At 65.3% G+C, this 19,533-nt stretch carries 21 protein-coding genes and 1 tRNA gene; 15 read left to right on the top strand and 7 right to left on the bottom strand.

Annotated elements, in window-relative coordinates; genetic code table 11:
* Positions 1 to 435 precede the first annotated feature (435 nt).
* From E0L93_RS15930 to E0L93_RS13455, 3 genes are all read left to right on the top strand, one after another.
* On the top strand, positions 436 to 603 hold the full coding sequence (locus E0L93_RS15930) for a hypothetical protein (RefSeq protein ID WP_165874381.1): 168 nt from the start codon (positions 436 to 438) through the stop codon (positions 601 to 603).
* Between the two features lie 35 nt (positions 604 to 638).
* Positions 639 to 1,085, top strand: a complete 447-nt coding sequence (locus E0L93_RS13460; RefSeq protein WP_165874380.1) for a type II toxin-antitoxin system VapC family toxin — start codon at positions 639 to 641, stop codon at positions 1,083 to 1,085.
* Positions 1,086 to 1,381: 296 nt separating this feature from the next.
* On the top strand, positions 1,382 to 1,570 hold the full coding sequence (locus tag E0L93_RS13455) for a hypothetical protein (RefSeq protein WP_132692597.1): 189 nt from the start codon (positions 1,382 to 1,384) through the stop codon (positions 1,568 to 1,570).
* A gap of 257 nt (positions 1,571 to 1,827) precedes the next feature.
* Here E0L93_RS13455 and E0L93_RS13450 read toward each other — a convergent pair.
* Positions 1,828 to 1,900 (bottom strand) — tRNA-Arg (locus tag E0L93_RS13450).
* A gap of 297 nt (positions 1,901 to 2,197) precedes the next feature.
* On the opposite strand from E0L93_RS13450, the gene E0L93_RS13445 reads away from it, so the two are divergent.
* From E0L93_RS13445 to E0L93_RS13435, 3 genes are read left to right on the top strand one after another with little or no spacing between them, the layout of a single operon-like run.
* Positions 2,198 to 3,418, top strand: a complete 1,221-nt coding sequence (locus E0L93_RS13445) for a quaternary amine ABC transporter ATP-binding protein (RefSeq protein WP_243638236.1) — start codon at positions 2,198 to 2,200, stop codon at positions 3,416 to 3,418.
* 2 nt (positions 3,419 to 3,420) lie between these two features.
* On the top strand, positions 3,421 to 4,299 hold the full coding sequence (locus tag E0L93_RS13440) for an ABC transporter permease (RefSeq protein ID WP_132692596.1): 879 nt from the start codon (positions 3,421 to 3,423) through the stop codon (positions 4,297 to 4,299).
* A 39-nt stretch (positions 4,300 to 4,338) separates the two neighbouring features.
* On the top strand, positions 4,339 to 5,244 hold the full coding sequence (locus E0L93_RS13435; protein ID WP_132692595.1) for a glycine betaine ABC transporter substrate-binding protein: 906 nt from the start codon (positions 4,339 to 4,341) through the stop codon (positions 5,242 to 5,244).
* Positions 5,245 to 5,306: 62 nt separating this feature from the next.
* On the opposite strand, the gene E0L93_RS13430 is transcribed toward E0L93_RS13435, so the two are convergent.
* Entirely contained in the window at positions 5,307 to 6,035 is a 729-nt protein-coding gene (locus E0L93_RS13430; protein ID WP_132692594.1) for a sulfotransferase-like domain-containing protein, read from the bottom strand.
* Between the two features lie 224 nt (positions 6,036 to 6,259).
* Here E0L93_RS13430 and E0L93_RS13425 point away from each other — a divergent pair, with 224 nt between their 5' ends.
* A complete protein-coding gene (locus tag E0L93_RS13425; RefSeq protein ID WP_165874379.1) occupies positions 6,260 to 7,084 on the top strand; it encodes a glycine betaine ABC transporter substrate-binding protein in 825 nt (274 codons plus the stop codon).
* Here the strand turns inward: E0L93_RS13425 and E0L93_RS13420 are convergent.
* Positions 7,081 to 8,463, bottom strand: a complete 1,383-nt coding sequence (locus E0L93_RS13420) for a glycine--tRNA ligase (protein WP_132692592.1) — start codon at positions 8,461 to 8,463, stop codon at positions 7,081 to 7,083. The genes E0L93_RS13425 and E0L93_RS13420 overlap by 4 nt on opposite strands.
* 93 nt (positions 8,464 to 8,556) lie before the next feature.
* Here E0L93_RS13420 and E0L93_RS13415 point away from each other — a divergent pair, with 93 nt between their 5' ends.
* The 5 genes from E0L93_RS13415 to E0L93_RS13395 are packed head-to-tail and all read left to right on the top strand — an operon-like array spanning position 8,557 to position 11,496.
* The gene (locus E0L93_RS13415) at positions 8,557 to 9,135 is read left to right on the top strand and encodes a DUF4126 domain-containing protein (RefSeq protein ID WP_165874378.1); all 579 of its coding nucleotides are present in this window, start codon (positions 8,557 to 8,559) and stop codon (positions 9,133 to 9,135) included.
* Between the two features lie 45 nt (positions 9,136 to 9,180).
* Positions 9,181 to 10,092: a 2-phosphoglycerate kinase gene (locus tag E0L93_RS13410; protein ID WP_132692590.1), complete on the top strand. Its 912-nt coding sequence runs from the start codon at positions 9,181 to 9,183 to the stop codon at positions 10,090 to 10,092.
* 41 nt (positions 10,093 to 10,133) lie between these two features.
* Positions 10,134 to 10,523: a YtxH domain-containing protein gene (locus E0L93_RS13405; protein WP_132692589.1), complete on the top strand. Its 390-nt coding sequence runs from the start codon at positions 10,134 to 10,136 to the stop codon at positions 10,521 to 10,523.
* Positions 10,520 to 10,894, top strand: coding sequence for an Asp23/Gls24 family envelope stress response protein (locus E0L93_RS13400; RefSeq protein WP_132692588.1), 375 nt, complete (start codon positions 10,520 to 10,522; stop codon positions 10,892 to 10,894). The genes E0L93_RS13405 and E0L93_RS13400 overlap by 4 nt, the downstream gene beginning before the upstream one ends.
* Positions 10,891 to 11,496, top strand: a complete 606-nt coding sequence (locus E0L93_RS13395; protein ID WP_132692587.1) for a hypothetical protein — start codon at positions 10,891 to 10,893, stop codon at positions 11,494 to 11,496. Before E0L93_RS13400 ends, E0L93_RS13395 begins: the two co-directional genes overlap by 4 nt.
* Here E0L93_RS13395 and E0L93_RS13390 read toward each other — a convergent pair.
* Genes E0L93_RS13390 through E0L93_RS13375 form a run of 4 tightly spaced genes read right to left on the bottom strand, consistent with a single transcriptional unit; the run spans position 11,489 to position 15,721 of the window.
* A complete protein-coding gene (locus E0L93_RS13390; protein ID WP_132692586.1) occupies positions 11,489 to 11,974 on the bottom strand; it encodes a hypothetical protein in 486 nt (161 codons plus the stop codon). The two genes, E0L93_RS13395 and E0L93_RS13390, sit on opposite strands and share 8 nt — an antisense overlap.
* A complete protein-coding gene (locus tag E0L93_RS13385) occupies positions 11,971 to 13,161 on the bottom strand; it encodes a PD40 domain-containing protein (protein WP_132692585.1) in 1,191 nt (396 codons plus the stop codon). Before E0L93_RS13385 ends, E0L93_RS13390 begins: the two co-directional genes overlap by 4 nt.
* Positions 13,151 to 15,016, bottom strand: a complete 1,866-nt coding sequence (locus E0L93_RS13380) for a HAMP domain-containing sensor histidine kinase (protein ID WP_132692584.1) — start codon at positions 15,014 to 15,016, stop codon at positions 13,151 to 13,153. Before E0L93_RS13380 ends, E0L93_RS13385 begins: the two co-directional genes overlap by 11 nt.
* Before the next feature lie 15 nt (positions 15,017 to 15,031).
* Positions 15,032 to 15,721, bottom strand: a complete 690-nt coding sequence (locus E0L93_RS13375) for a response regulator transcription factor (protein ID WP_132692583.1) — start codon at positions 15,719 to 15,721, stop codon at positions 15,032 to 15,034.
* A gap of 145 nt (positions 15,722 to 15,866) precedes the next feature.
* On the opposite strand from E0L93_RS13375, the gene dnaK reads away from it, so the two are divergent.
* The 3 genes from dnaK to dnaJ all read left to right on the top strand — a co-directional run bounded on the left by dnaK (position 15,867) and on the right by dnaJ (position 19,524).
* Positions 15,867 to 17,783 carry a molecular chaperone DnaK gene (gene dnaK / locus E0L93_RS13370; protein ID WP_132692582.1) on the top strand — a complete coding sequence of 639 codons (1,917 nt, stop codon included), beginning with the start codon at positions 15,867 to 15,869 and terminating at the stop codon, positions 17,781 to 17,783.
* Between the two features lie 73 nt (positions 17,784 to 17,856).
* Entirely contained in the window at positions 17,857 to 18,405 is a 549-nt protein-coding gene (locus E0L93_RS13365) for a nucleotide exchange factor GrpE (protein ID WP_165874377.1), read from the top strand.
* Positions 18,406 to 19,524, top strand: coding sequence for a molecular chaperone DnaJ (gene dnaJ / locus E0L93_RS13360; protein WP_132692580.1), 1,119 nt, complete (start codon positions 18,406 to 18,408; stop codon positions 19,522 to 19,524).
* The last annotated feature ends 9 nt before the right edge of the window (positions 19,525 to 19,533 follow it).

Genomic DNA, 19,533 nt, shown 5'->3' with positions numbered 1-19,533 from the left:
AGTGGGGAGGCGTTCATTTACGTGGCGATGAGCCGTTTGATGGTGAGGCGGTTGGCTCGCAAATGAGGCTTTTCGGACGGTTTCTTACCGACGAGATTCCCTCCAAGGTCCACTTGGTGGTTCCCAGAGGATCACACGACCATCATCGTGCTCCCTGGAGCAGAGCGTGGTGAAGGCCACTCGCATGAGGAGTTAGGTGGGGTGCTGACGAAGCTTGCGAATCCCTCAGGTGCTACCTGAGCTGACCAGGGCTTCTCGCCCGGCGATCTGCTGCGCCTCGCTCGGGAACTCAGGACCAGAGGCTCCATGGACAACACCCTGGAGGTGCTGATAGGTTGAGCGAGACACCGGCTCCGCAAGATGGCTACGGAACTCTTCGATGGCAGAGGCAACCTTGGCTCAGGCGGTGTAAGCTATGGACAAGGAGGCAACGGAATGGCCGGAAGGAAGACCAAACTCAAGCCGAGCCACAGACCTAAGCCCGAGGACTATCGGGGAGCGGCCCGCCGTGCCCAAGAGATTCACGACCGCCTTAAGGCCCAAGGGTACAGGTTCCCCGATTCGACCGAGATCGTCCGCCAGGACCGCGACACGCGCGTTTGACCGGGCCTGTCAGTAGCTCTGGGCCGCCGCTACCGTTGGTCCTGGACACCAGCGTTGCGGTCAAGTGGTACCTGCCCGAGGACCTGCACGATGAGGCGATAAGTCTGCTGCGGCATGCGGAAGCTCGCACCATAGAGTTGCTGGCTCCTGGTACCATCCAGCCGGAATTCTTCAATGCCCTCTGGTGGCAGCATCGCCGCGAAGGTCTACCGCTCGACAGCGTGCGTGATCTCTGGAAGCAGTTCGCCCTGGATCCGGTCGTACTGTACGCGCCCGAGGACCTGATGCCGCAGGCCGCCGAGATCGCGCTCCAGACGCGGGTGATCATCTACGATGCCCTTTTCCTGGCCCTTGCCGAGAGCGCGGAAACCGTCGTCATCACCGCCGACGGCAAGCTCCTCAAAGCCCTTGAAAGCACACCTTACGCCCGCCTCGCACATCCCCTGACCGATGTCGGAAGCCTCGTCCCCGACCCCGGTTGAAGCCCCATACCGTACTGCAACCGTACTGCAACCGGGCCGATACAAGACGGTACGCTCCGGACAACCCGCCATCCGAGCACGCTAAAAACACCTGCAAATCCCGGAAATTAACAGACGCCCGGATACGGCTCGAAACTTGCCTGAGCAAACTCGTAATGAGCAGGTCAGCGGTTCGAGTCCGCTCGTCGGCTCTCCACATTCAGCTTAGATAAGCCGAATTTTCAAGTAAAGCGGAAGTCCCGGACGGTGGGTTGGGAGTTTTGATACCACTCTGATACCACCGGGGAGGGGTGGCGATGGCGGAAAAGATCAAGAAGGGTGACTGGATTAGATACCCGGACGGCGAGGGGAAGATCATCGGCGTTATCGATGAGGGGTACTTTGTCCGGCCTAAAGGGTTGCGTACCGGAAGCGTGCTTGTGCCCAAAGGCGAGCTCGTGGAGAAGATAGCCCCGCCCGAAGAAGAGGAGCAGCCAGGTCAGTAGAGTTCGCTGGGGCTAGTCGCGGAGGATGTCTCTCATCGCCTCGGCGGTGCGCCTTGCCGAAGCGTCGTAATGGTGGGTGTAGCGCTGGAGGGTGAACGCAGCGGTGACGTGTCCTGCAAGTGCTTGCAGGTCCCGGATGGGCTCGCCGCGCTGGGCTGGAGCTAGCCGTTTCAGCCCTCTCTCTGCGTTGGTGTATAGAGCCCCGGTAGCCGGACCGGGGCTCCTCCTTTCCCCGCCATTTGCAGGTATTTCGTGAGTGCGCCTGGCAGGATTCGAACCTGCGGCACGCGGTTTAGGAAACCGCTGCTCTATCCCCTGAGCTACAGGCGCAAGGTTGCACAGATTCTAGCGCATAACCTCCCCTCCGGCCAATGCCGATAGGAATTTCGGCGCGCGCAGACCGGCTTTTAGTATCATATTTTACTTGCAATAGAGTGAGGGCTGTGTATCATCCGGGTAAAGGCATAGTCGGCTGTCCGCATGGTTCCTGTCGAGTTAGGTGGGAAGCTGCCTCATCTGTGCAGGCGGCTGGCTGTATGCGTGTGAGCTAGCAGAGGAGGTTTTGCTACGGAGTCTCCTGTCAGGGACAGTAAGGAAGCCGTCATACGGGTAGAGAACCTCTCCAAGGTGTTTGGGCGCCGGGTCCGGCAGGCTCTGGAGATGCGGCGCCGGGGGAGGAGCAAGTCCGAGGTGGAGAAGGTCACGGGAGCCACGATCGGGGTGTACGACGCCTCTTTTGAGGTTCGCGAGGGTGAGATCTTTGTGGTCATCGGGCTTTCGGGCAGCGGCAAGAGCACGCTGTTGCGGCTCCTCAACAGGCTGATAGAGCCCACCGAGGGTGAGGTCTACCTGCACGGGGAGGACGTTGCGCGGATGTCTTCGAAGCAGATCCGGGAGATCCGGCGCAGGAAGATCGGGATGGTCTTTCAGCATTTCGGGCTCTTGCCCAACCGCAGCGTGCTCGAGAACGTTACCTTCGGGCTGGAGATACAGGGTGTTCCTGCGGCCGAGCGGCGGGAGCGTGGTCTGAGGACGCTGGAGTTTGTGGGGCTTGAGGGGCAGGAGGGGAAGCGGATCACGGAGCTGTCGGGTGGCATGCAGCAGCGGGTCGGGCTGGCCCGGGCGCTGGCTTCGGGGCAGGAGATCCTGCTCATGGACGAGCCCTTCAGTGCTCTGGACCCCTTGATAAGGCGTGATATGCAGAACCTCTTCCTGGACATTCAGGGCGAGGTAAATCGGACGGTGGTCTTCATCACGCACGACCTGGACGAGGCTCTGAGGCTCGGGCACCGGGTGGCCATCATGCGCGACGGGGAGATCGTGCAGATCGGCGATCCGGAGGACATCCTCACCAGACCGGCGGACGAGTATGTCGAGCGGTTCATAGAGGATGTGGACTACGCCAAGGTGCGTGTGGCCGAGAGCGTCATGGTGGAGCCCAGGGAGATAGCCTACGACGGAGAGGGCCCCCGGGTTGTGCTCCGGCGCATGAGGCAGGCCGGGATGAGCACCATCTACGTGGTCGACCGGGAACGCCGCCTGAGGGGGCTTGCTGAGGCGGAGGGGGTCGCCCGGCTCATCGAGCGGGGAGAATCGCGGCTGGACGGAGCCGTCGACCTTGAGGCTCCACGGGTCGGGTGCGGCACGCCGCTGCGCGAAGTACTGCCGCTCTTCGTCGACCGCAGGGGGCCGGTCGCCGTAGTGGACGAGCGCGGCCGACTGCGGGGCGTGATCGTGCGGGGAGCGCTCATAGCGGGTCTCACAGCCGCTCCGGAGAGTGAGGCCGGACGGCCGGGGCGGCCCGGAGCCGAGCCGGTAGCCAGTCCCGACGGGGAGGTGGAGCGGTGATTATGCTGGCGCAGGCGGAGTTCATACCCAGGATTCCGCTGGATGAGTGGACCGAGAGCTTCGTGGATTTCGTGACCAACTCCTTCGCGGGCTTCTTTAACGTCCTGCAGGCGGTGATCGGATTGCTCGTCGGCACCTTCCAGACGATACTTCTGGCCTCGCCCGCGCTGGTTACCATCGCGGTCTTCGCCGCGATAGCCGTCTATCTGGCCGATTGGAGGGTTGCCCTGCTCACGGTGGCGGGGTTAGTGTTCCTGATCAGTCTGGATCTGTGGGACAATGCGATGCGCACTCTGGCGCTGGTGATCTCCTCGGCCATCGTGGCTCTTGCGATCGGCATCCCGGTGGGCATCGTAGCCGCTCAGTACCGGTCGGTCGAAACCGCGGTACGCCCCGTGCTGGACTTCATGCAGACCATGCCCGCCTTCGTGTACCTGATACCGGCCATCCTGCTGCTGGGGCTCGGGAACGTGCCGGCGCTGGTTGCGACCGTGATCTTCGCCATGCCGCCCGCCGTGCGGCTGACGCTGCTCGGCATCCAGCAGGTCCCGAAAGAGACCGTAGAGGCGGCGCAGGCCTTCGGTGCGACCTCCTGGCAGACGCTGCTGAAGGTAGAGCTGCCCCAGGCGCTCCCCACGATAATGACCGGGGTAAATCAGGTGATCATGCTCGCCCTCTCGATGGTCGTTATTGCGGGGCTCATCGGGGCTCAAGGGCTCGGGACCGAAGTAGTCGTCGGCCTCACCCAGCTCGACGTGGGTCGGGGGTTCGTCGGGGGGATCGGGATCGTGGTGATCGCCATCATCCTCGACCGTATCACCCGCAATGTCGGGCGGCGCGACGGGCGGCGCGGAGGAGCCGGTCTGGTGAAGGGCGGCTGAGGCGTGACCCTGCAGTTTGAAGAGAAGAGATGAGGTGATATGAGACCGAAGAAGCTTTTTGCAACGCTGGTAACCGCTCTTCTGGTCGGCGCTCTGGCCGCAGGTTGCGGCGCCGCTCCGGGCGGCGGCACGCTGACGCTGGGCAATATCGGCTGGGACGAGAACATAGCTCTCTCCAACCTGACCAAGGTTGCGCTAGAGGACGAGTTCGGCTACAGCGTCGAGCTTCAGACGCTGGACGTCGGGCCGCTCTTTCAGGGCGTGGCCAACGGCGACCTCGACGCCTTCCAAGACGTCTGGATGCCGAATCACGAGAACTACATGGCCCAGGTCGGAGATAACGTCGAGATGCTGGACCCCTGGTACGAGAGCGAGACCCGGTACGGCATAGCGGTCCCGGACTACATGGAGGATATCCGGAGTCTGGAGGATCTGGACCAGGCCGGGACGGACCAGATCACGGGCATCGAGCCCGGGGCCGCCTTCCACCCGCACATAAGGGAGGAGGTCCTGCCGGCGTACGGGCTGGAGGATGAGATAGAGCTGGTGGAGTCCTCGACGCCGGCGATGCTGGCCGAGCTGGAGCGGGCGTACCGCAACCAGGAGCCGATCATCTTCCTCGCGTGGTCGCCGCACTGGATGAACGCCGAATACGACTTCCACTACCTGGAGGATCCCCTGGGTGCTCAGGAGCCTTTCAGCAATCCCTCGCAGCTCTCAACCATCGTGCGGGCCGACCTGCAGGAAGACGACCCTGTAGCGTACGCGTTCCTGGAGGCCATCTCCATGAACGAAGAGGAGATGAACGATCTCCAGGCGGTCATACAAGAGGTCAACCCCGACGATCCGGCGGAGGGCGCCCGGGTGTGGCTGGAAGATAACCGGGACGTCGTGGAGCCCTGGATCGAGGCCGCAAGAGAGGCTCAGGAGGAGGCGGCGGCCTAGAAGCACTCTTCAAGAGACAGCGCGGCCCCGCAAGGTTTGCGGGGCCGCGCCATTTTCCTCGCTTATCCGGCCGTCAGGCGCCTCTCGTACATCGCCTCGTAGTAGGGACGGCAGTGCTCGTAGGCCTCCCGCAGCTCCGCCGGGAGCTCCACCTCCTCCTCCGGTTCGGTCTGCCGGATCCCGGTGCTCTTCTGGGCCCGCTCGTGCCACTCGTCCCACATCTCCCACTCGGGCACCTCGCGAGCCTCCCAAGAGAGGGCTTCGGGCTTGAAGGGGACCCCGATCTTCTGGCAGTAGGCGGCCACGATCCCCTCGGGGTCTGCTCCCAGATCCCCGGCGTCCACGACCACCGGCGGCTGACCGCAGTCCTCGGTAGCGTACCGGAAGAGCCGGTGCTGATGCTCATATCCGGTCTCCTCCAGGGTGAAGTCCGGCCACATCTCGTTGAGCGAGACGAGCATGTACTTCGGCTCCCGGATTATGAAGGTGTTTGTGAACCGGGCCGCGAACTCCGGGCTCAGGAGTGCCTTGGCGTGGTAGGCCATGTCCTTGAAGAAGACCGGCCTGTCGGCGGGCCGCATGAGGCGCTCCAGCACGCGCTCGGCGTCGTACTCCTCCTTGGGAGGGTGGTCCGGGTAGCGGTCGCTCTGGCGCTCCGCGCTGTAGTAGTAGGAGGCGGAGAACGGCTCGTGAAAAACCTTGAAGTCGCCCCGCTCCACGAAGACGCGCTCGAAGGCGGTCGAGACGGAACGGGGAACCGCCCACAGAGCGATGGGTCTGCTGGTCTGCAATTGAGAATCCCTCCTCTGCGGCTCGATATGGGTCCAGGGATCGGAGAGGGATTTTAACAGCAGGGAAGCAGATTATCCGGAGCAGATAGTAAGCTCTGTGTCAGAATCGAGTATAATTTGTTCTGGGATCGTCGACCGACCGAGGGTAAGGGATCTCTTTGCTCCGTCGCCTGTTCGTACTGGCCTCCGCTCTGATGACCGGTGTTCTGCTTGCGGGATGCGGGATGTTAGCGGATTCGAACGCCGGGGAGGGGAAGACGCTCAGGATCGGGTACATCACCTGGGACGAGAACGTGGCCAACTCCAATCTGGTAAAGGTTATCCTGGAGGACGAGTTCGGCTACGAGAGGGTGGAGCTGCAGCTCGCCGACCTTAGCCTGGTCTTCGAGGGTGTGGCGGAGGGAGAGGTGGACGCCTTCCTGGATGTGTGGATGCCCAATCATGCCGATCTCCTCAAGCGGGCGGGAGACCGGGTGGAGCAGCTGCCCCCCTGGTACATAGGGAAGACCCGGTACGGGATCGCCGTCCCGGACTACATGGAGGACGTGAGGAGCATCGCCGACCTCAACGACTCCGGCGCCACCCGGATTCACGGCATCGAGCCGGGAGCTGTCTTTCACACCCAGATCTCAGAGGAGGTGATCCCGGCTTACGGTCTGGAGCTCAGGCTGGTGGAGTCCTCGACGCCGGCGATGCTGGCCGAGCTGGAGAAAGCGTACCGGGCGCAGCGGCCGTTCGTGTTCCTGGCGTGGAGCCCGCACTGGATGAACCTCGAGTACGACTTCCACTATCTGGAGGACCCGCTGGACGCCCAGGGACACTTCGACGAACCTTCGAAGCTCTCTTCCATCGTGCGGGCCGGATTGGCCGAGGACGATCCGGTCGCCTACGCCCTGATCTCTAACATGCGGCTCACCGAGGATCAGGTCAACCAGCTGGAGCTGGCGATCCGGAAGGCGGGCGACCCGGAGGAAGGAGCACGCTCCTGGCTAGGAGATAACCGGGATGTAGTCCGGCCCTGGATAGACGCCGCCCACGCCGCCGGTTAGCCGGAGATGAGGCTCTTCAGCCGCTCCCGCACGGCCTCTATCGGGACGCGCTCCTGCTCCATCGTGTCCCGGTCGCGGATGGTGACCTGCCGGTCTTCCAGCGTGTCGAAGTCCACCGTCACGCAGAACGGGGTTCCGGCTTCGTCCTGGCGGCGGTAGCGGCGGCCGATGGAGCCCGAGTCGTCGTAGAAGAGGCGGTGCTCGCCCTTCAGGTCGTCGTAGAGCTGACGGGCCACCTTCGCGACCGGCTCCTTCTTGGTGAGCGGGAAGATGGCGGCTTTCACCGGGGCTATGCGGGGATGAAGCTTCAGGACCACCCGCCGCTCGCCCCGCACCTCCTCCTCGCGGTAGGCGTCGACCAGAAAGGCCAGCATCACCCGGTCGGGTCCGACCGCGGGCTCCACAACGTAGGGGATGTAGCTCTTGCCGGTGGCCTGATCGGTGTAGGTCAGGTTCGCGCCCGAGTGCTCCTGGTGCTTCCTCAGGTCGTAGTCGGTGCGGTTGGCGATGCCCTCCAGCTCCGACCACCCGGCGAACGGGAAGTTGTACTCTATATCCACGCCGCGGGTTGCGTAGTGGGCGCGCTCCTCATCCGTCTGCTCGCGCTTGCGCAGGTTGTCGGGATTCAGGCCGAGCTTCAGGTACCAGTTGAAGCGCTCCTCGATCCAGTACTCGTGCCACTCCTCGTCGGTGCCGGGCTCCACGAAGAACTCCATCTCCATCTGCTCGAACTCCCGGGTGCGGAAGATGAAGTTGCCGGGCGTGATCTCGTTCCGGAAGCTCTTGCCGATCTGGGCGATTCCGAACGGTACCTTGACCCGGCTCGTCTGCAGCACGTTCTTGAAGTTCACGAAGATGCCCTGCGCCGTCTCGGGCCTCAGGTACGCGATGTTCTCCGGGCTCTTGACGGGGCCGGTGTAGGTCTCGAACATCAGGTTGAACGGGCGCACCGGAGCGAAGTCCCGGCCGCCGTCCACGGGGTCCTTTATCCGTTCGTCTTCCTGAATAATCCTCGTCAGCTCCTCGGCGGAGAGCCCCTCTACATCCAGGCCCGTGGCCTCCTCGATGAGGTGGTCGGCCCGGTAGCGGCGGCCCGAGGTGCGGCTCTCCACGAGCATGTCGTTAAAGCCCGCTACGTGTCCGGAGGCCTCCCAGACCTTCGGGTGCATGATGATGGCGGAGTCCAGCCCCACGATGTCGTCGCGCATGTAGACCATGCTGCGCCACCACTCCTCCTTGATGTTGCGCTTCATCTCGACCCCGAGCGGGCCGTAGTCGTAGGAGGAGCGGATGCCGCCGTAGATCTCCGAGCTTTGGTAGACGAACCCGCGCCGCTTGCAGAACGCGACGATCTTCTCCATATCCACGGTCTGGGACATGCGAACTCCTCTGATATCAATAGCTCCACGTTCGGCGATAGAGTATAGCCGAGGCGGACCAGCTTTGGGGTGTTTTGGGGTAGAATATCCGGCGTGGAGGCGCTGTTTGCAGCGGGGATTGCGACCGGACTCGCCGCCGTGGCGGGAATCCGCGCGTATCTGCCGCTGCTTCTGATCGGACTCTTCGCCCGGCTGGGCTTCTTCGAGCTGCCTGCCCCGTTCGACCTGCTGGAGGGATGGGCCGTGATGGCAGCTCTCGCCGTTCTGGCGGTGCTGGAGAGTGTCCTGGACAAGGTCCCGGCTCTGGAGACTGCCGTGAACGTGGCGCAGACCCCGCTGAGGATGGCTGCGGGCGCGGTCCTCTTCGCGGCGGCGCTGGGTGCGGGGCTCGGGGTCGAGTACGCGTCGGAGCTGGCCGCAGGCGGCCTCCTCGCGGGCGCGGTCTCCGGACTCAAGGCCTTCCTCCGGCCGGCGAACGATGCGACGGCGGCCGGGGTCTCGGGAACGTTTCTGAGCGCCTTTGAGGACGTGGTGGCACTGGTGGGAGCGGTGATAGCCGTCTTCGTCCCGCTGGTCTCGCTCGTGCTGGTAGGGTTCCTGCTGTTCTTCTTCTACAGGATCAAGCGGCGGCGGCGGAGGAAGTTTCAGGGGTTGCGGATCCTCGGAGACTGACTACGGCTTCTTCGCCGCGTCTTTCAGGCGGCTGTCGGAGGCGCTGTGGAGCGGGAGATCATGGTCATTCGGGAGGGCCGGGAGGCTCCGTTCTCCCGGGGGCTTCTGGCGCAGACCCTCACGCAGGCGGGGGCCCGGGCGGAGGTCGCCTACCGGATAGCGAGCGAGGTGCGCTCGGAGCTGCTGGCCGAGGAGCGGTGCCGGGTCGAGGAGGGAGAGGTCCTGGCCCGCGTCCGGGCCAAGCTCCAGAACACCGACGCGCTCGTGGTCTCCCGCATGGAGAAGTGGCGCATCCTGCGCGAGTCCACAGAGCCGGTGGTCGTCTTGATCGGGGGCGCGACCGGCGTGGGGACGAGCACGCTCGCGGCCGATCTCGCCCGGCGGCTGAACATTCAGAGCGTGATCGGGACGGACTCGGTGCGCGAGATCCTGCGCCGCGCCATCAGTCCGGATCTGCTGAGCACCCTGCATCGCAGCTCGTATAACGTCCGCCCCGAGGACGTGCGCGTTCCGATGGATCCGGAGGACTCGGTCCTCTTCGGCTTCCGGGCGCAGGCATCTCAGGTGCTGGTCGGTGTGGAGGCGCTGGTGGACCGGAGCCTGAAGGAGGGCGTGAACCTCGTGGTTGAGGGGGTGCATCTGGTGCCGGAGATGATCCTGAGCCGGTACCGGGATCATCCAAACGTCTGCTCGTTGGTCGTCTACCTCTCGGACGAGGGGGTGCACCGCGACCGGTTCCACCTGCGAGCCCTAGGCACGGCAATGCGCCGTCCGGCGGAGGAGTATCTGGCGCACTTCCGCGAGATCCGCCGGATCCACGACTACATACTGGAGAGCGCCCGCCGGGCAGGGGTGAGGCGGGTCGAGAACGTCTCCCTCGAGGCCGCCTCCGACGCGGTGGTGGAGATAGTGCTGGGACGTGTCTCCGGTATAGCGGAGCAGGTGCTAGAGCGGTAGGCCCCGCTCCCCGAGCGGCCAGAAGCTGTAGAATAAGGAGCATGAACGGAGAAGAGAGAGGGGCCGGCTTCAGGCAGAGACTTGCGGCCTTCCTGTTCGGCGGGGCCGTGGGGCTGGCCGCCGGGCTGCTGCTCGCGCCCCGTTCCGGCCGCGAGTTCCGCAGCGACCTCGTCGCCCAGGCCGAGGACGCCGCCGAGCGGGGCCGGGAGGTCTACCACGATGTAGGCGAGCGCGTGCAGGAGAAGGTCTCGGAGGTCGGGGAGCGGGTCTCCTACCGCGAGGAGGAGACGCCCATAGTCTCCGCTCCCGAGGAGCGTGAACCCCGCCCTCGCCCCGCGCGCTCCGAGGAGTTGCTGCGCAAGATAGAGGAGACGCGGGCCCGGCTGCGGGAGCAGATGGACCGGGACGCCGGCGAGGGTGGAGAGCGATGAGCGCCAGATCCCGCGAGGTGGATCGCGTACCCGTGGACACGGGAGTCGAGGGCGAGGTTACCGACGTCTCGGTCGAAGTCCTGGAGGCGTACGCAGAGTCGGCCGCGCTGGAGGTCGAGGGCGTCGCGAGGATCGTGGAGCCCGCCGAAAGCCTGGCCGGCCGCTTCCGGAGCGGCCGGGGCATCAGGCTGGTTGTGGACGAAGAGACCGGCGAGGTGGAGGTGCATCTCCACCTTCAGCTCTACTACGGAATGCGGCTGGCGGAGGTCGCCACGGAGGCGGGCGAGAGGGTCCGCCAGACCCTCAGTTCGGCAGTGAGGGTCGGACAGGTCGTGGTCCGTGTGGAGGATCTGGCCCTGCCGGAGCGATGAAAGCGCTGCCCTTCATCCCGGCCTTCTCGGAGCTCTCTCCGGAGGATCTGGAGGGGATCCCCGGACTCGAGCGGGCCGTTGAGCACTGGACCGATGGCTTCCCGGCTCCGGCGCTCTGGTTCGAGACGGTGCGGGAGAGCTGGGGCGCGCCCGGGCTTGCGGCCCGGCGGGGGAGCGAGGTTGTGGGTTTCGCCCTATACGGCCCGCCGGAGCACTTCGCACGCCGCAGGCGCTATCCGCTGCCCTCGATGGACGAGGGGGCGCTCCTTCTGGCGGACCTGGAGGGTGAGGCCCGAATTCGCAAGCATCTCCTGGTCCGGACGCTGCGCGAGCTGAAGGCGCGCGGAGCAGGCCCGGTGGAGGCGGTGGCCACGGCGGTCTCGCTCCCTCACCACGTGGATGCTGGATTTCTGAAAGCGAACGGCTGGGAAGTGGTCCGGCGGCGCGGCATCTACGTCCTCATGCGGTGCGAGCTGGAGAACACCGTCGAGGTGGGAGAGCTCGCGCGTGGGCTGCTAGACCGGGTCAGGCTCCCCTCCCTCTCTGGCTCTCCGAGCCCGGCGTTCCGCGCCGGAGAGCACCGGTCGCACGCGGCTAGATAGTCAGGATAGCCGTTGCGACGGCCGTTGCCCCCGCGGGCGTGGAGGCCTGTACCTCTATTATCTTGCGCGGGTTGTCCAGCGTGCCCCGGGTTCCGAAGGGGGAGAGGTTCAACTCAAAGCGCACCTCGGCTTCCTCACCGGGCGGGAGGTGCTCTACGGAGGCCCGGTAGTACCGGGCCTCCGTGGTAGCAGTGTCCTCGGAGCTTACGCGCAGCGAGAGATTCACATCCGAGAGCGGCTCCCCGCTACGGTTTATAACGGTCACCTCCAGCGGCTGGTTCTCCTCCGCCTCGAGCTCCCCCAGGCGCTCTTCCGAAATCGAGAGTTCCAGCGCCGGGCTGGGGGACTCCGGATCGGGGGAGGGAGTGATCCGCAGCTCGGACGGCTCGCTGCCCACAGTGGCCAGCAGCAGGAAGGCGCTGGCCGTGATGAAGAACGCGCCGGCTGCGGCCAGAGTCCAGAGGGCGAGGCTTCTCACGGCGCCGGCACCCGGTAGATGTTGTAGAAGTCCCGGATGAGTGAGGAGGCCTGGGTGTCGTAGACCGCCGGAGCGGTGGAGGCGGACCGGGCGACGATGGCGATGTGCCGGCCGTCCGGCGACCAGGCGAGATCCGTGGGGGAGATCTTGATATCCATGTTCTCGTTGCTGGTGACGGCCTCTATCCTCCCAGAGCCGGGATTCAGCACGTACAGGTTGGTGGGAGAGGCAGGGTTGCGCCGGCCCACGATCGCGAGCCGTTCTCCGTCTGGCGCGGCCTTCACGCTCGCGGGGACGAAGTCCCGGCCCACGGCTGCGACGCTCTCCGGAGCGGGGGAGTTCGGCGGCAGCCGGTAGAGCGAGTACGCGGCGGCGTCGGAGTCCCGCTCCTCGCCGGCTATGTAGTAGATGCCGTGCGTGGTCCACTGCGGGTCACCCAGCAGCCGCAGCTCGGGCGGCAGCTGCGTCAGCAAGCGCGGGGTGCCGGCCGGGAAGTCCAGAAGGTAGAGCCTGACCGGGCCGTTGCCCGGAACGTCCTGCGCCGCGAGGATTACCTGCCGGCCGTCGGGAGAGGCACTCAGAGCCGTGACCCGGCCCTCGATCCCGGTCAGCGGGAGGCGCCCCAGCTCCTCCCCGCTGGAGATGATGGCGAGCCGGTTCTCCAGCGCGGCGTCGATCACGCTCGCCAGCGTGTAGCCTCCGGGCGGCAGCGGGGTCATGGCCAGCACGCGGTCGGTGATGCGGTCTATCTCTATCTCGCCCTCGGAGGAGGTTTGGTACACGGAGCGGGTCTTTATCTCCGGCACCTCCGCCAGCGGCTCGCTCAAGGGCGTGTCGGCTGTCTGGTCGGGAGCCAGGATGGTCAGCGTATGCCCCGACGTCCAGTGCACCTCCTCGGCTCCCAGGTCCCGGGCCGTGCGTCGCCGGTAGTCCTGGGTGAAGAGCGGTTTATCTACCACGTAGCCGTCCAGCACGTAGGCGATGCGCTCTCCGTCCGGGCTCCAGCTCGGAGAGCTCTTGTTGCCGGGGCCCGCACTCAACGGCCGCACCCCGGGCCCGAGCCCCAGATCCGCCCCCCGCCCCTCGGACGGAGCCGGCGGGATCACGGCCGCCTCTTCCCGGGAAGAGACCGCGCATCCCGCGAGGAGCACCGCAATCCCCAGAATGACGAGCATCCTAACGAGCATAATCCGCCGGTCGGGTCGCCGGGAACCTGGGCAGCGTAACCGTGAAGGTGGAGCCCGCGCCTAGCTCGCTCTCCACCCCCACCCGGCCGCCGTGCAGCTCCACGATCTCTTTGACGATCGAGAGCCCCAGCCCGCTGCCGCCGCTGGCCCGCGAGCGGGCCTTGTCCACCCGGTAGAAGCGCTCGAAGAGCTGCGGCAGGTCGTCCTCCGGGATTCCGAGCCCGGTATCAGACACCCTGACGGAGAGCTCGTTCTCGCCTTCCTCCACCGAGACCCTCACGTGAGCCCCGGGGTCCGAGTACTTCACGGCGTTGTCCAGCAGATTCAGAAAGACCTGATAGAGCTTCCGGGCGTCTCCGGGACAGGTGTGTTCACCCGCGCCGAAGTCCGTCTCCACGGTGATGCCGAAGCGCTCCGCCTTGGCCCCGATGCTCTCGACGGCCTCCCGGATGACGTCCTCCAGATTCGTCGGCCCGATCTCCAGCGAGTACTGCTGAGAGTCCATCTGAGCCAGCGTCAGCAGCTCCTCGACCATGCTCCGGATGCGCCGGAGCTCCTGCTCGGCGAGCTGCAGGGCCCGCCGCTCCGCTGGCTCGAGCCGCTCCCCGGCGCTCTGCACGATGCCCATGGCGCTCTGAATGGTGGTGAGGGGGGTGCGGATCTCGTGTGAGAGATCCGAGACGAAGGCGGTCTTGGCCCGCTCCAGCGAGCGGTATTCGGTTATATCCCGCACCGCCAGTATGACGCCGGGATCGCGCCCGTCCTCCTCCGGACGGGCCATCCGGGCGGCGTAGGCCCAGTAGATGCGGCCGCCACTCTCCACCTCCCGGACCGCCGCCCCGGACTTCAACGCGGTGCGCAAGCACTCCATCACGCCCTCGGGGACCTCGCTCTCGCCGAAGGGCCGGCCGAGACGCTCCGGCGTTATGTTCAGCATCCGGGCCGCAGCGGGGTTCGCCATGGTCACCCGCTCGCCGGGATCTATGGCGACCACGGCCTCCGGCGAAGCCTCCAGCACGGATTCCAGCCGGGTCTTCTGCTCCTGGATCTCGCGCACGTTGCGCTCTATCTCTTGCGCCATGTAGTTGAATGCGGCAGCCACCTCGCCGAGCTCATCCTGGCGGTTGACCGGAACCACGCTGTAGTCTCCCGATGCGACCCGGATCGCAGCGTCCCGGGTGACCGAGAGCGGGTGTGTGATCTGGCGCGTCAGCAGGAAGCTCGCCAGCCCGGCCAGCAGGATGCTGGTCCCGATGGCCCCCAGTATCCCGAACCGCAGAAAGCCCAGCGTCCGGTCGAGATCTTCCTGCGGCGCGTAGTAGGCTATCGTGCCGCGGACCACCCCGTCTGAACCCTGCAGCGGCCACACCGTTATGTAGCGCGGCCATCCATCCCGGGGGTAGATCCGGCCCTCCCCCTGGGACGACCGCTCGGCCCGCTCTATCATCTCCTCGCTCAAGCCCAGCTCCCCGTAGAGCCGCTCCGGATCCGGACTCTCAGACCCCTGCCGGGCGGCGAGCGGCGTGCCGTCAGGAGCCACATACAGCACCCCGAGCCCGGTCGGGCCGGCTATCGCCTGCACCAGCTCGCCGGCATACGTCGGGGGAGGGGGATAGATGTCGCTCTCCGGGTTGCGGGTGCCCTCCAGAAACTCCCCGGCACTGGCGTTGGCGAGCTGCGAACGCTGGATCAGTGACCGCTGCTCCTCCTGCACCAGCCGGTTCTCGGTGAAGTAGTAGAGCACCAGCCCGATTACGAGGGATGTCGTCGCCGAGATCCCCACCAGAGCCACGAATACACGCGCCCTGAACGAAAGGGGTAAGAGCCAGCCGCCCTTCCTGAAGAGCCCGCCCAAAGCGCCTTCCCCCCGCTAGACCGAACGCGCGGCTCGGTATCCTACCCCCGGAACCGTCTGAATGAAGACCGGGTTCGATGGGTCGTCCTCGACCTTGCCCCGGAGCCGCAGGATGTGCACATCTATCGAGCGGCTGGCCAGATACTGCGCGTGCCCCGAGACGGCCTCAGAGATCTGCTCCCGCGAGAACACCTGCCCCGGACGCCGCAGAAGCAGCGAAAGGATCTTGAACTCCGTCGGCGTGAGATCCAGCGGCTCACCGTTCTTGGTCGCCGTGTAGCCGGGCACGTCGACCGAAAGCGGACCGAGCGTCAGCGTACCGCCCCGGACCTCACCCTGACGGTTCAGCCGCCGCAGAATGGCCCGAATCCGCGCTAGAAGCTCCTTGGTGTCGAACGGCTTGGTTATGTAGTCGTCCGCACCCAGCTCCAGCCCCACAACCTTGTCCACCGACTGACTCTTGGCGGTGAGCATGACTATCGGGATGTCACTCTCGGCCCGAATCCTGCGACAGACCTCAAAACCGCTCATCCGGGGCATCATGATGTCCAGAATCACCAGATCCGGCCGCTCCCGCTCAACGGCCTCCAGCGCCCCGGCGCCGTCCTCGGCCGTCACTACCCGGTAACCCTCCTGCGAGAGCATGATGGAGACCACCTCCAGGAGGGCCGCGTCGTCGTCCACTAACAGAATCGTCTCTTCCAAGGATTCCCCGTCTAAACGCCAGTTCCAGCCCAAAACTATTATATACTCTGCACCGGAGCACAACCTTGACTGCTTGAGACTCAAATTTTATACTTTTGAACGCTTAAGGTTGGCGAGATCTCTCTTCGAGTGGAGGGTTAGAGAAGTGGGAAAGAGCATAGGGATAGACTTGGGGACGACGAACAGTTGCGTTGCGGTGCTGGAGGGTGGTGATCCGGTAGTCATCACGAATTCCGAGGGCGAGCGCACGACGCCTTCGGTGGTAGCTTTCGACAAGAAGAGTGGGGAGCGGCTGGTTGGGCAGCTTGCCCGGCGGCAGGCGGTGACGAATCCGGAGCGGACGATCTACTCGATCAAGCGCTTCATGGGTCGCCGCTACGAGGACGTCAAGGGCGAGGCCGAGCGGGTGGGCTACGAGGTCGTTCCCGGTCCTGGTGGCGACGTGCGGGTCCGCGTTGCGGGCAAGGACTACTCGCCGCCGGAGATCTCGGCGATGATCCTGCAGAAGTTGAAGCGGGACGCCGAGGAGTATCTGGGCGAGGAGGTTACCGACGCCGTGATAACGGTTCCGGCGTACTTCGAGGACGCCCAGCGGCAGGCGACCAAGGACGCCGGGAAGATCGCGGGGTTGAACGTGAAGCGGATCATCAACGAGCCCACGGCGGCGTCGTTGGCGTACGGTCTGGACAAGGAGCAGGACCAGACGATCCTGGTCTTCGACCTGGGGGGCGGCACGTTCGACGTTTCGATTCTGGAGCTGGGCGACGGCGTGTTCGAGGTCAAGGCCACCAGCGGCAACAACCATCTGGGGGGAGATGACTTTGACGCCAAGGTCGTCGACTGGATGGTGCAGGAGTTCAGGAAGGCCGAGGGGATAGACCTCTCGAAGGACAAGATGGCCATGCAGCGGCTCGTGGAGGCTGCTGAGAAGGCCAAGCGCGAGCTCTCCTCCACCACCAGCACGAACATCAATCTGCCGTTCATCACGGCGGACCAGGAGGGGCCGAAGCACCTGGACCTTACGCTCACCCGGGCTCAGTTCAACAAGCTGACGGCGGATCTTGTGGAGGCCACTGCCGGCCCGGTACGTCAGGCGATGCAGGACGCTGGTCTGCAGCCGGGGAGCATAGACCAGGTGATCCTGGTCGGCGGTTCGACCCGCATCCCGGCCGTGCAGGAGAAGGTCAAGGAGCTGACGGGCAAGGAGCCGCACAAGGGCATCAACCCGGATGAGGTCGTGGCGATCGGGGCTGCGATCCAGGCCGGGGTGCTCGCCGGCGAGGTCAAGGACGTGCTGCTGCTCGATGTGACCCCGCTCTCTCTGGGCATCGAGACCAAAGGCGGCGTGTTCACCAAGCTCATCGAGCGCAACACCACTATACCTACGCGCAAGAGCGAGATATTCACGACCGCCGAGGACAACCAGCAGTCGGTCGAGATCAAGGTCTACCAGGGCGAGCGTGAGATAGCTGCGTACAACAAGCTGATCGGCAACTTCCAGCTCGTCGGCATTCCGCCTGCGCCGAGGGGTGTACCTCAGATCGAGGTCACATTCGACATCGACGCGAACGGCATAGTCAACGTTTCGGCCAAGGATCTGGGGACCGGCAAGGAGCAGAAGATCACGATCACGGCTTCGAGTGGTCTCTCCGATCAGGAGATCGAGCAGATGGTACGGGATGCCGAAGCGCACGCCGAGGAGGACCGCCGCCGCCGCGAGGAGGCCGAGGTGCGCAACAACGCGGACAACCTGGTCTACTCGATCGAGCGGTCGCTCAAGGACGTCGACGGCAAGATCGACTCCGCCACCCGGGAGGAGATCGAGAACGCTATCAAGGAGGCCAAGGAGGCCCTTGAAGGCGACGACATAGAAGAGATCAAGCGCAAGCAGGAGGCCCTCGTCAACGCCTCCCACAAGCTCTCTCAGGTTCTCTACCAGCAGGCCCAGGAACAGCAGTCTCAGGCCCGGCAGGGCTCTCCGGAGAGCGGTGAGGAGGACGTCGTCGAGGACGCCGAGATCATCGACGAGGAGGAAGACGAGAACCGGCGCGACGAGCGGTAGAGGATGAGGGATCGGCCCGCTGGCGGAGGGGCAGCCCCTCCGCCAGCGGGCGGAACAGGAGGGCGACCGAGTCTTGAGAGAGGAAGAGCACAACAGACGGGAAGAGGAGCTGCAGGAGCCCGGAGAACCCGCCGCGGAGGAGCCGCAGGAGCAGGCGGGAGCACAAGAGGAACTCACCGCGCTCCGGGAGGAGCTGGAGGCCGTGCGCCGGGAGCGGGACAGCTATCTGGAGCACATGCAGAGGCTCAAGGCCGAGCTGGACAACTCCCGCAAGCGTATGGAGCGCGAACGCTCCCGCATCGTGCAGCTGGCCTCCGAGAACCTCATCCGGGAACTGCTCCCCGTGCTGGACAACCTGGAGCGAGCTCTGGAGTCCAAGGGAGATATCCACGAGGGCGTGCGCGCCATCCGGGATCAGCTCCTCGAAATCCTGCGCAACGAAGGCCTGACCCCGGTGGCCTCCGACGGCCAGCACTTCGATCCTAGCGTGCACGAGGCAGTGATGGGACAGCCCTCGGAGGAACACGAAGAGGATACCGTCCTCCAGACGGTGCAGAAGGGATACCTGCTGCACGGCAAGCCCGTGCGCCCGGCGAAGGTTATAGTTGCCAAGCAGGTTTAGATGAGCATGAAGACGAAGGATCTCTACAAGGTGCTCGGCGTCTCCCGGAATGCCTCGCAGGATGAGATCCGCAAGGCGTACCGGAAGCTGGCCCGCAAGTACCACCCGGACGCCAATCCCGGGGACCCCTCCGCCGAAGAGCGGTTCAAAGAGGTCCAGCACGCCTACGAGATCCTCTCCAACCCCGAGAAGCGGCGGGAGTACGATCAGGGGCCCCGCACCTTCTTCGGCGGACCGGGCGGCGCGCGCCGGCCCGGCCCGGGCGGCGGCACCTTCGCCGGAGACTTCTCCGACCTCTCGGACCTCTTCGGCAGCTTCGGCGATATCTTCGGCCGGCGCACCCGGCAGCGTCCCCGGGGGCGCCGGGGCGAGGACGTGACAATGAGCGTCAACTTAAGCTTCAAGGATGCGCTCTCGGGTGTGACCACGCGTCTCAGCGTACCGGTGGAAGAGGATTGCGACGTCTGTTCCGGCACGGGTGCGGCTCCGGGGACGTCGCCGAGGGTCTGTCCGGAGTGCGGGGGGCGGGGCGTTGTGAGCCGGGACGAGGGGTTCTTTGCGCTCTCTGAGCCGTGCGGCCGCTGTGGCGGGGAGGGTATGATCGTTGAGACGCCCTGTGCTGCGTGCGGGGGCGGTGGCCGGCGCCGGAGGAGCCGGCAGGTCACGGTGAGGATACCGGCCGGGGCGAGGGATGGGATGAAGATCCGGGTTCCCGGGCGGGGCAGTGCGGGGACCGACGGCGGGCCGCCGGGGGATCTCTACGTGGTCACCCGGGTCGAGGAGCATCCGCTTTTCAAGCGCCGGGGGGACGACTTCGTGTTGGAAGTTCCGGTGAGTTTTGTGGAGGCTGCGCTTGGGGCGGAGATTCAGGTTCCCCGGCCCGACGGGCGGCTGGTGAGGCTGAAGGTGCCGGCGGGCACGCAGGACGGCCGGCAGCTTCGGGTGCGCGGTGCCGGGGCTCCGAAGCCCCGGGGCAAGGAATCGGGAGACCTTATAATAAAGGTGAGGATCGTCGTGCCGGAGAGGCTCAGCCGCCGGGAGCGTGAGATTCTGGAGGCTTTTGCCGAGGAGCGCGGCGAGGACGTGCGGGAGGATCTGTTGCGTCGCGCAGGCGCTTAGAGTGAGGGA

This window comes from Rubrobacter taiwanensis, from assembly GCF_004337705.1.
GTDB lineage: Bacteria > Actinomycetota > Rubrobacteria > Rubrobacterales > Rubrobacteraceae > Rubrobacter_C > Rubrobacter_C taiwanensis.
Note: the sequence above shows the minus strand (reverse complement) of the source record. Positions and strands in the feature narration are given on the sequence as shown.

Excerpts from the sequence above, each read along its gene's own strand:
- E0L93_RS15930 (WP_165874381.1), top strand. The coding sequence starts at position 436 with ATGGCCGGAAGGAAGACCAAACTCAAGCCGAGCCACAGACCTAAGCCC.
- E0L93_RS13455 (WP_132692597.1), top strand. The coding sequence starts at position 1,382 with ATGGCGGAAAAGATCAAGAAGGGTGACTGGATTAGATACCCGGACGGC.
- E0L93_RS13440 (WP_132692596.1), top strand. The coding sequence starts at position 3,421 with ATGCTGGCGCAGGCGGAGTTCATACCCAGGATTCCGCTGGATGAGTGG.
- E0L93_RS13435 (WP_132692595.1), top strand. The coding sequence starts at position 4,339 with ATGAGACCGAAGAAGCTTTTTGCAACGCTGGTAACCGCTCTTCTGGTC.
- E0L93_RS13425 (WP_165874379.1), top strand. The coding sequence starts at position 6,260 with ATGTTAGCGGATTCGAACGCCGGGGAGGGGAAGACGCTCAGGATCGGG.
- E0L93_RS13420 (WP_132692592.1), bottom strand. The coding sequence starts at position 8,463 with ATGTCCCAGACCGTGGATATGGAGAAGATCGTCGCGTTCTGCAAGCGG.
- E0L93_RS13405 (WP_132692589.1), top strand. The coding sequence starts at position 10,134 with ATGAACGGAGAAGAGAGAGGGGCCGGCTTCAGGCAGAGACTTGCGGCC.
- E0L93_RS13400 (WP_132692588.1), top strand. The coding sequence starts at position 10,520 with ATGAGCGCCAGATCCCGCGAGGTGGATCGCGTACCCGTGGACACGGGA.
- E0L93_RS13395 (WP_132692587.1), top strand. The coding sequence starts at position 10,891 with ATGAAAGCGCTGCCCTTCATCCCGGCCTTCTCGGAGCTCTCTCCGGAG.
- E0L93_RS13385 (WP_132692585.1), bottom strand. The coding sequence starts at position 13,161 with ATGCTCGTTAGGATGCTCGTCATTCTGGGGATTGCGGTGCTCCTCGCG.
- dnaJ (WP_132692580.1), top strand. The coding sequence starts at position 18,406 with ATGAGCATGAAGACGAAGGATCTCTACAAGGTGCTCGGCGTCTCCCGG.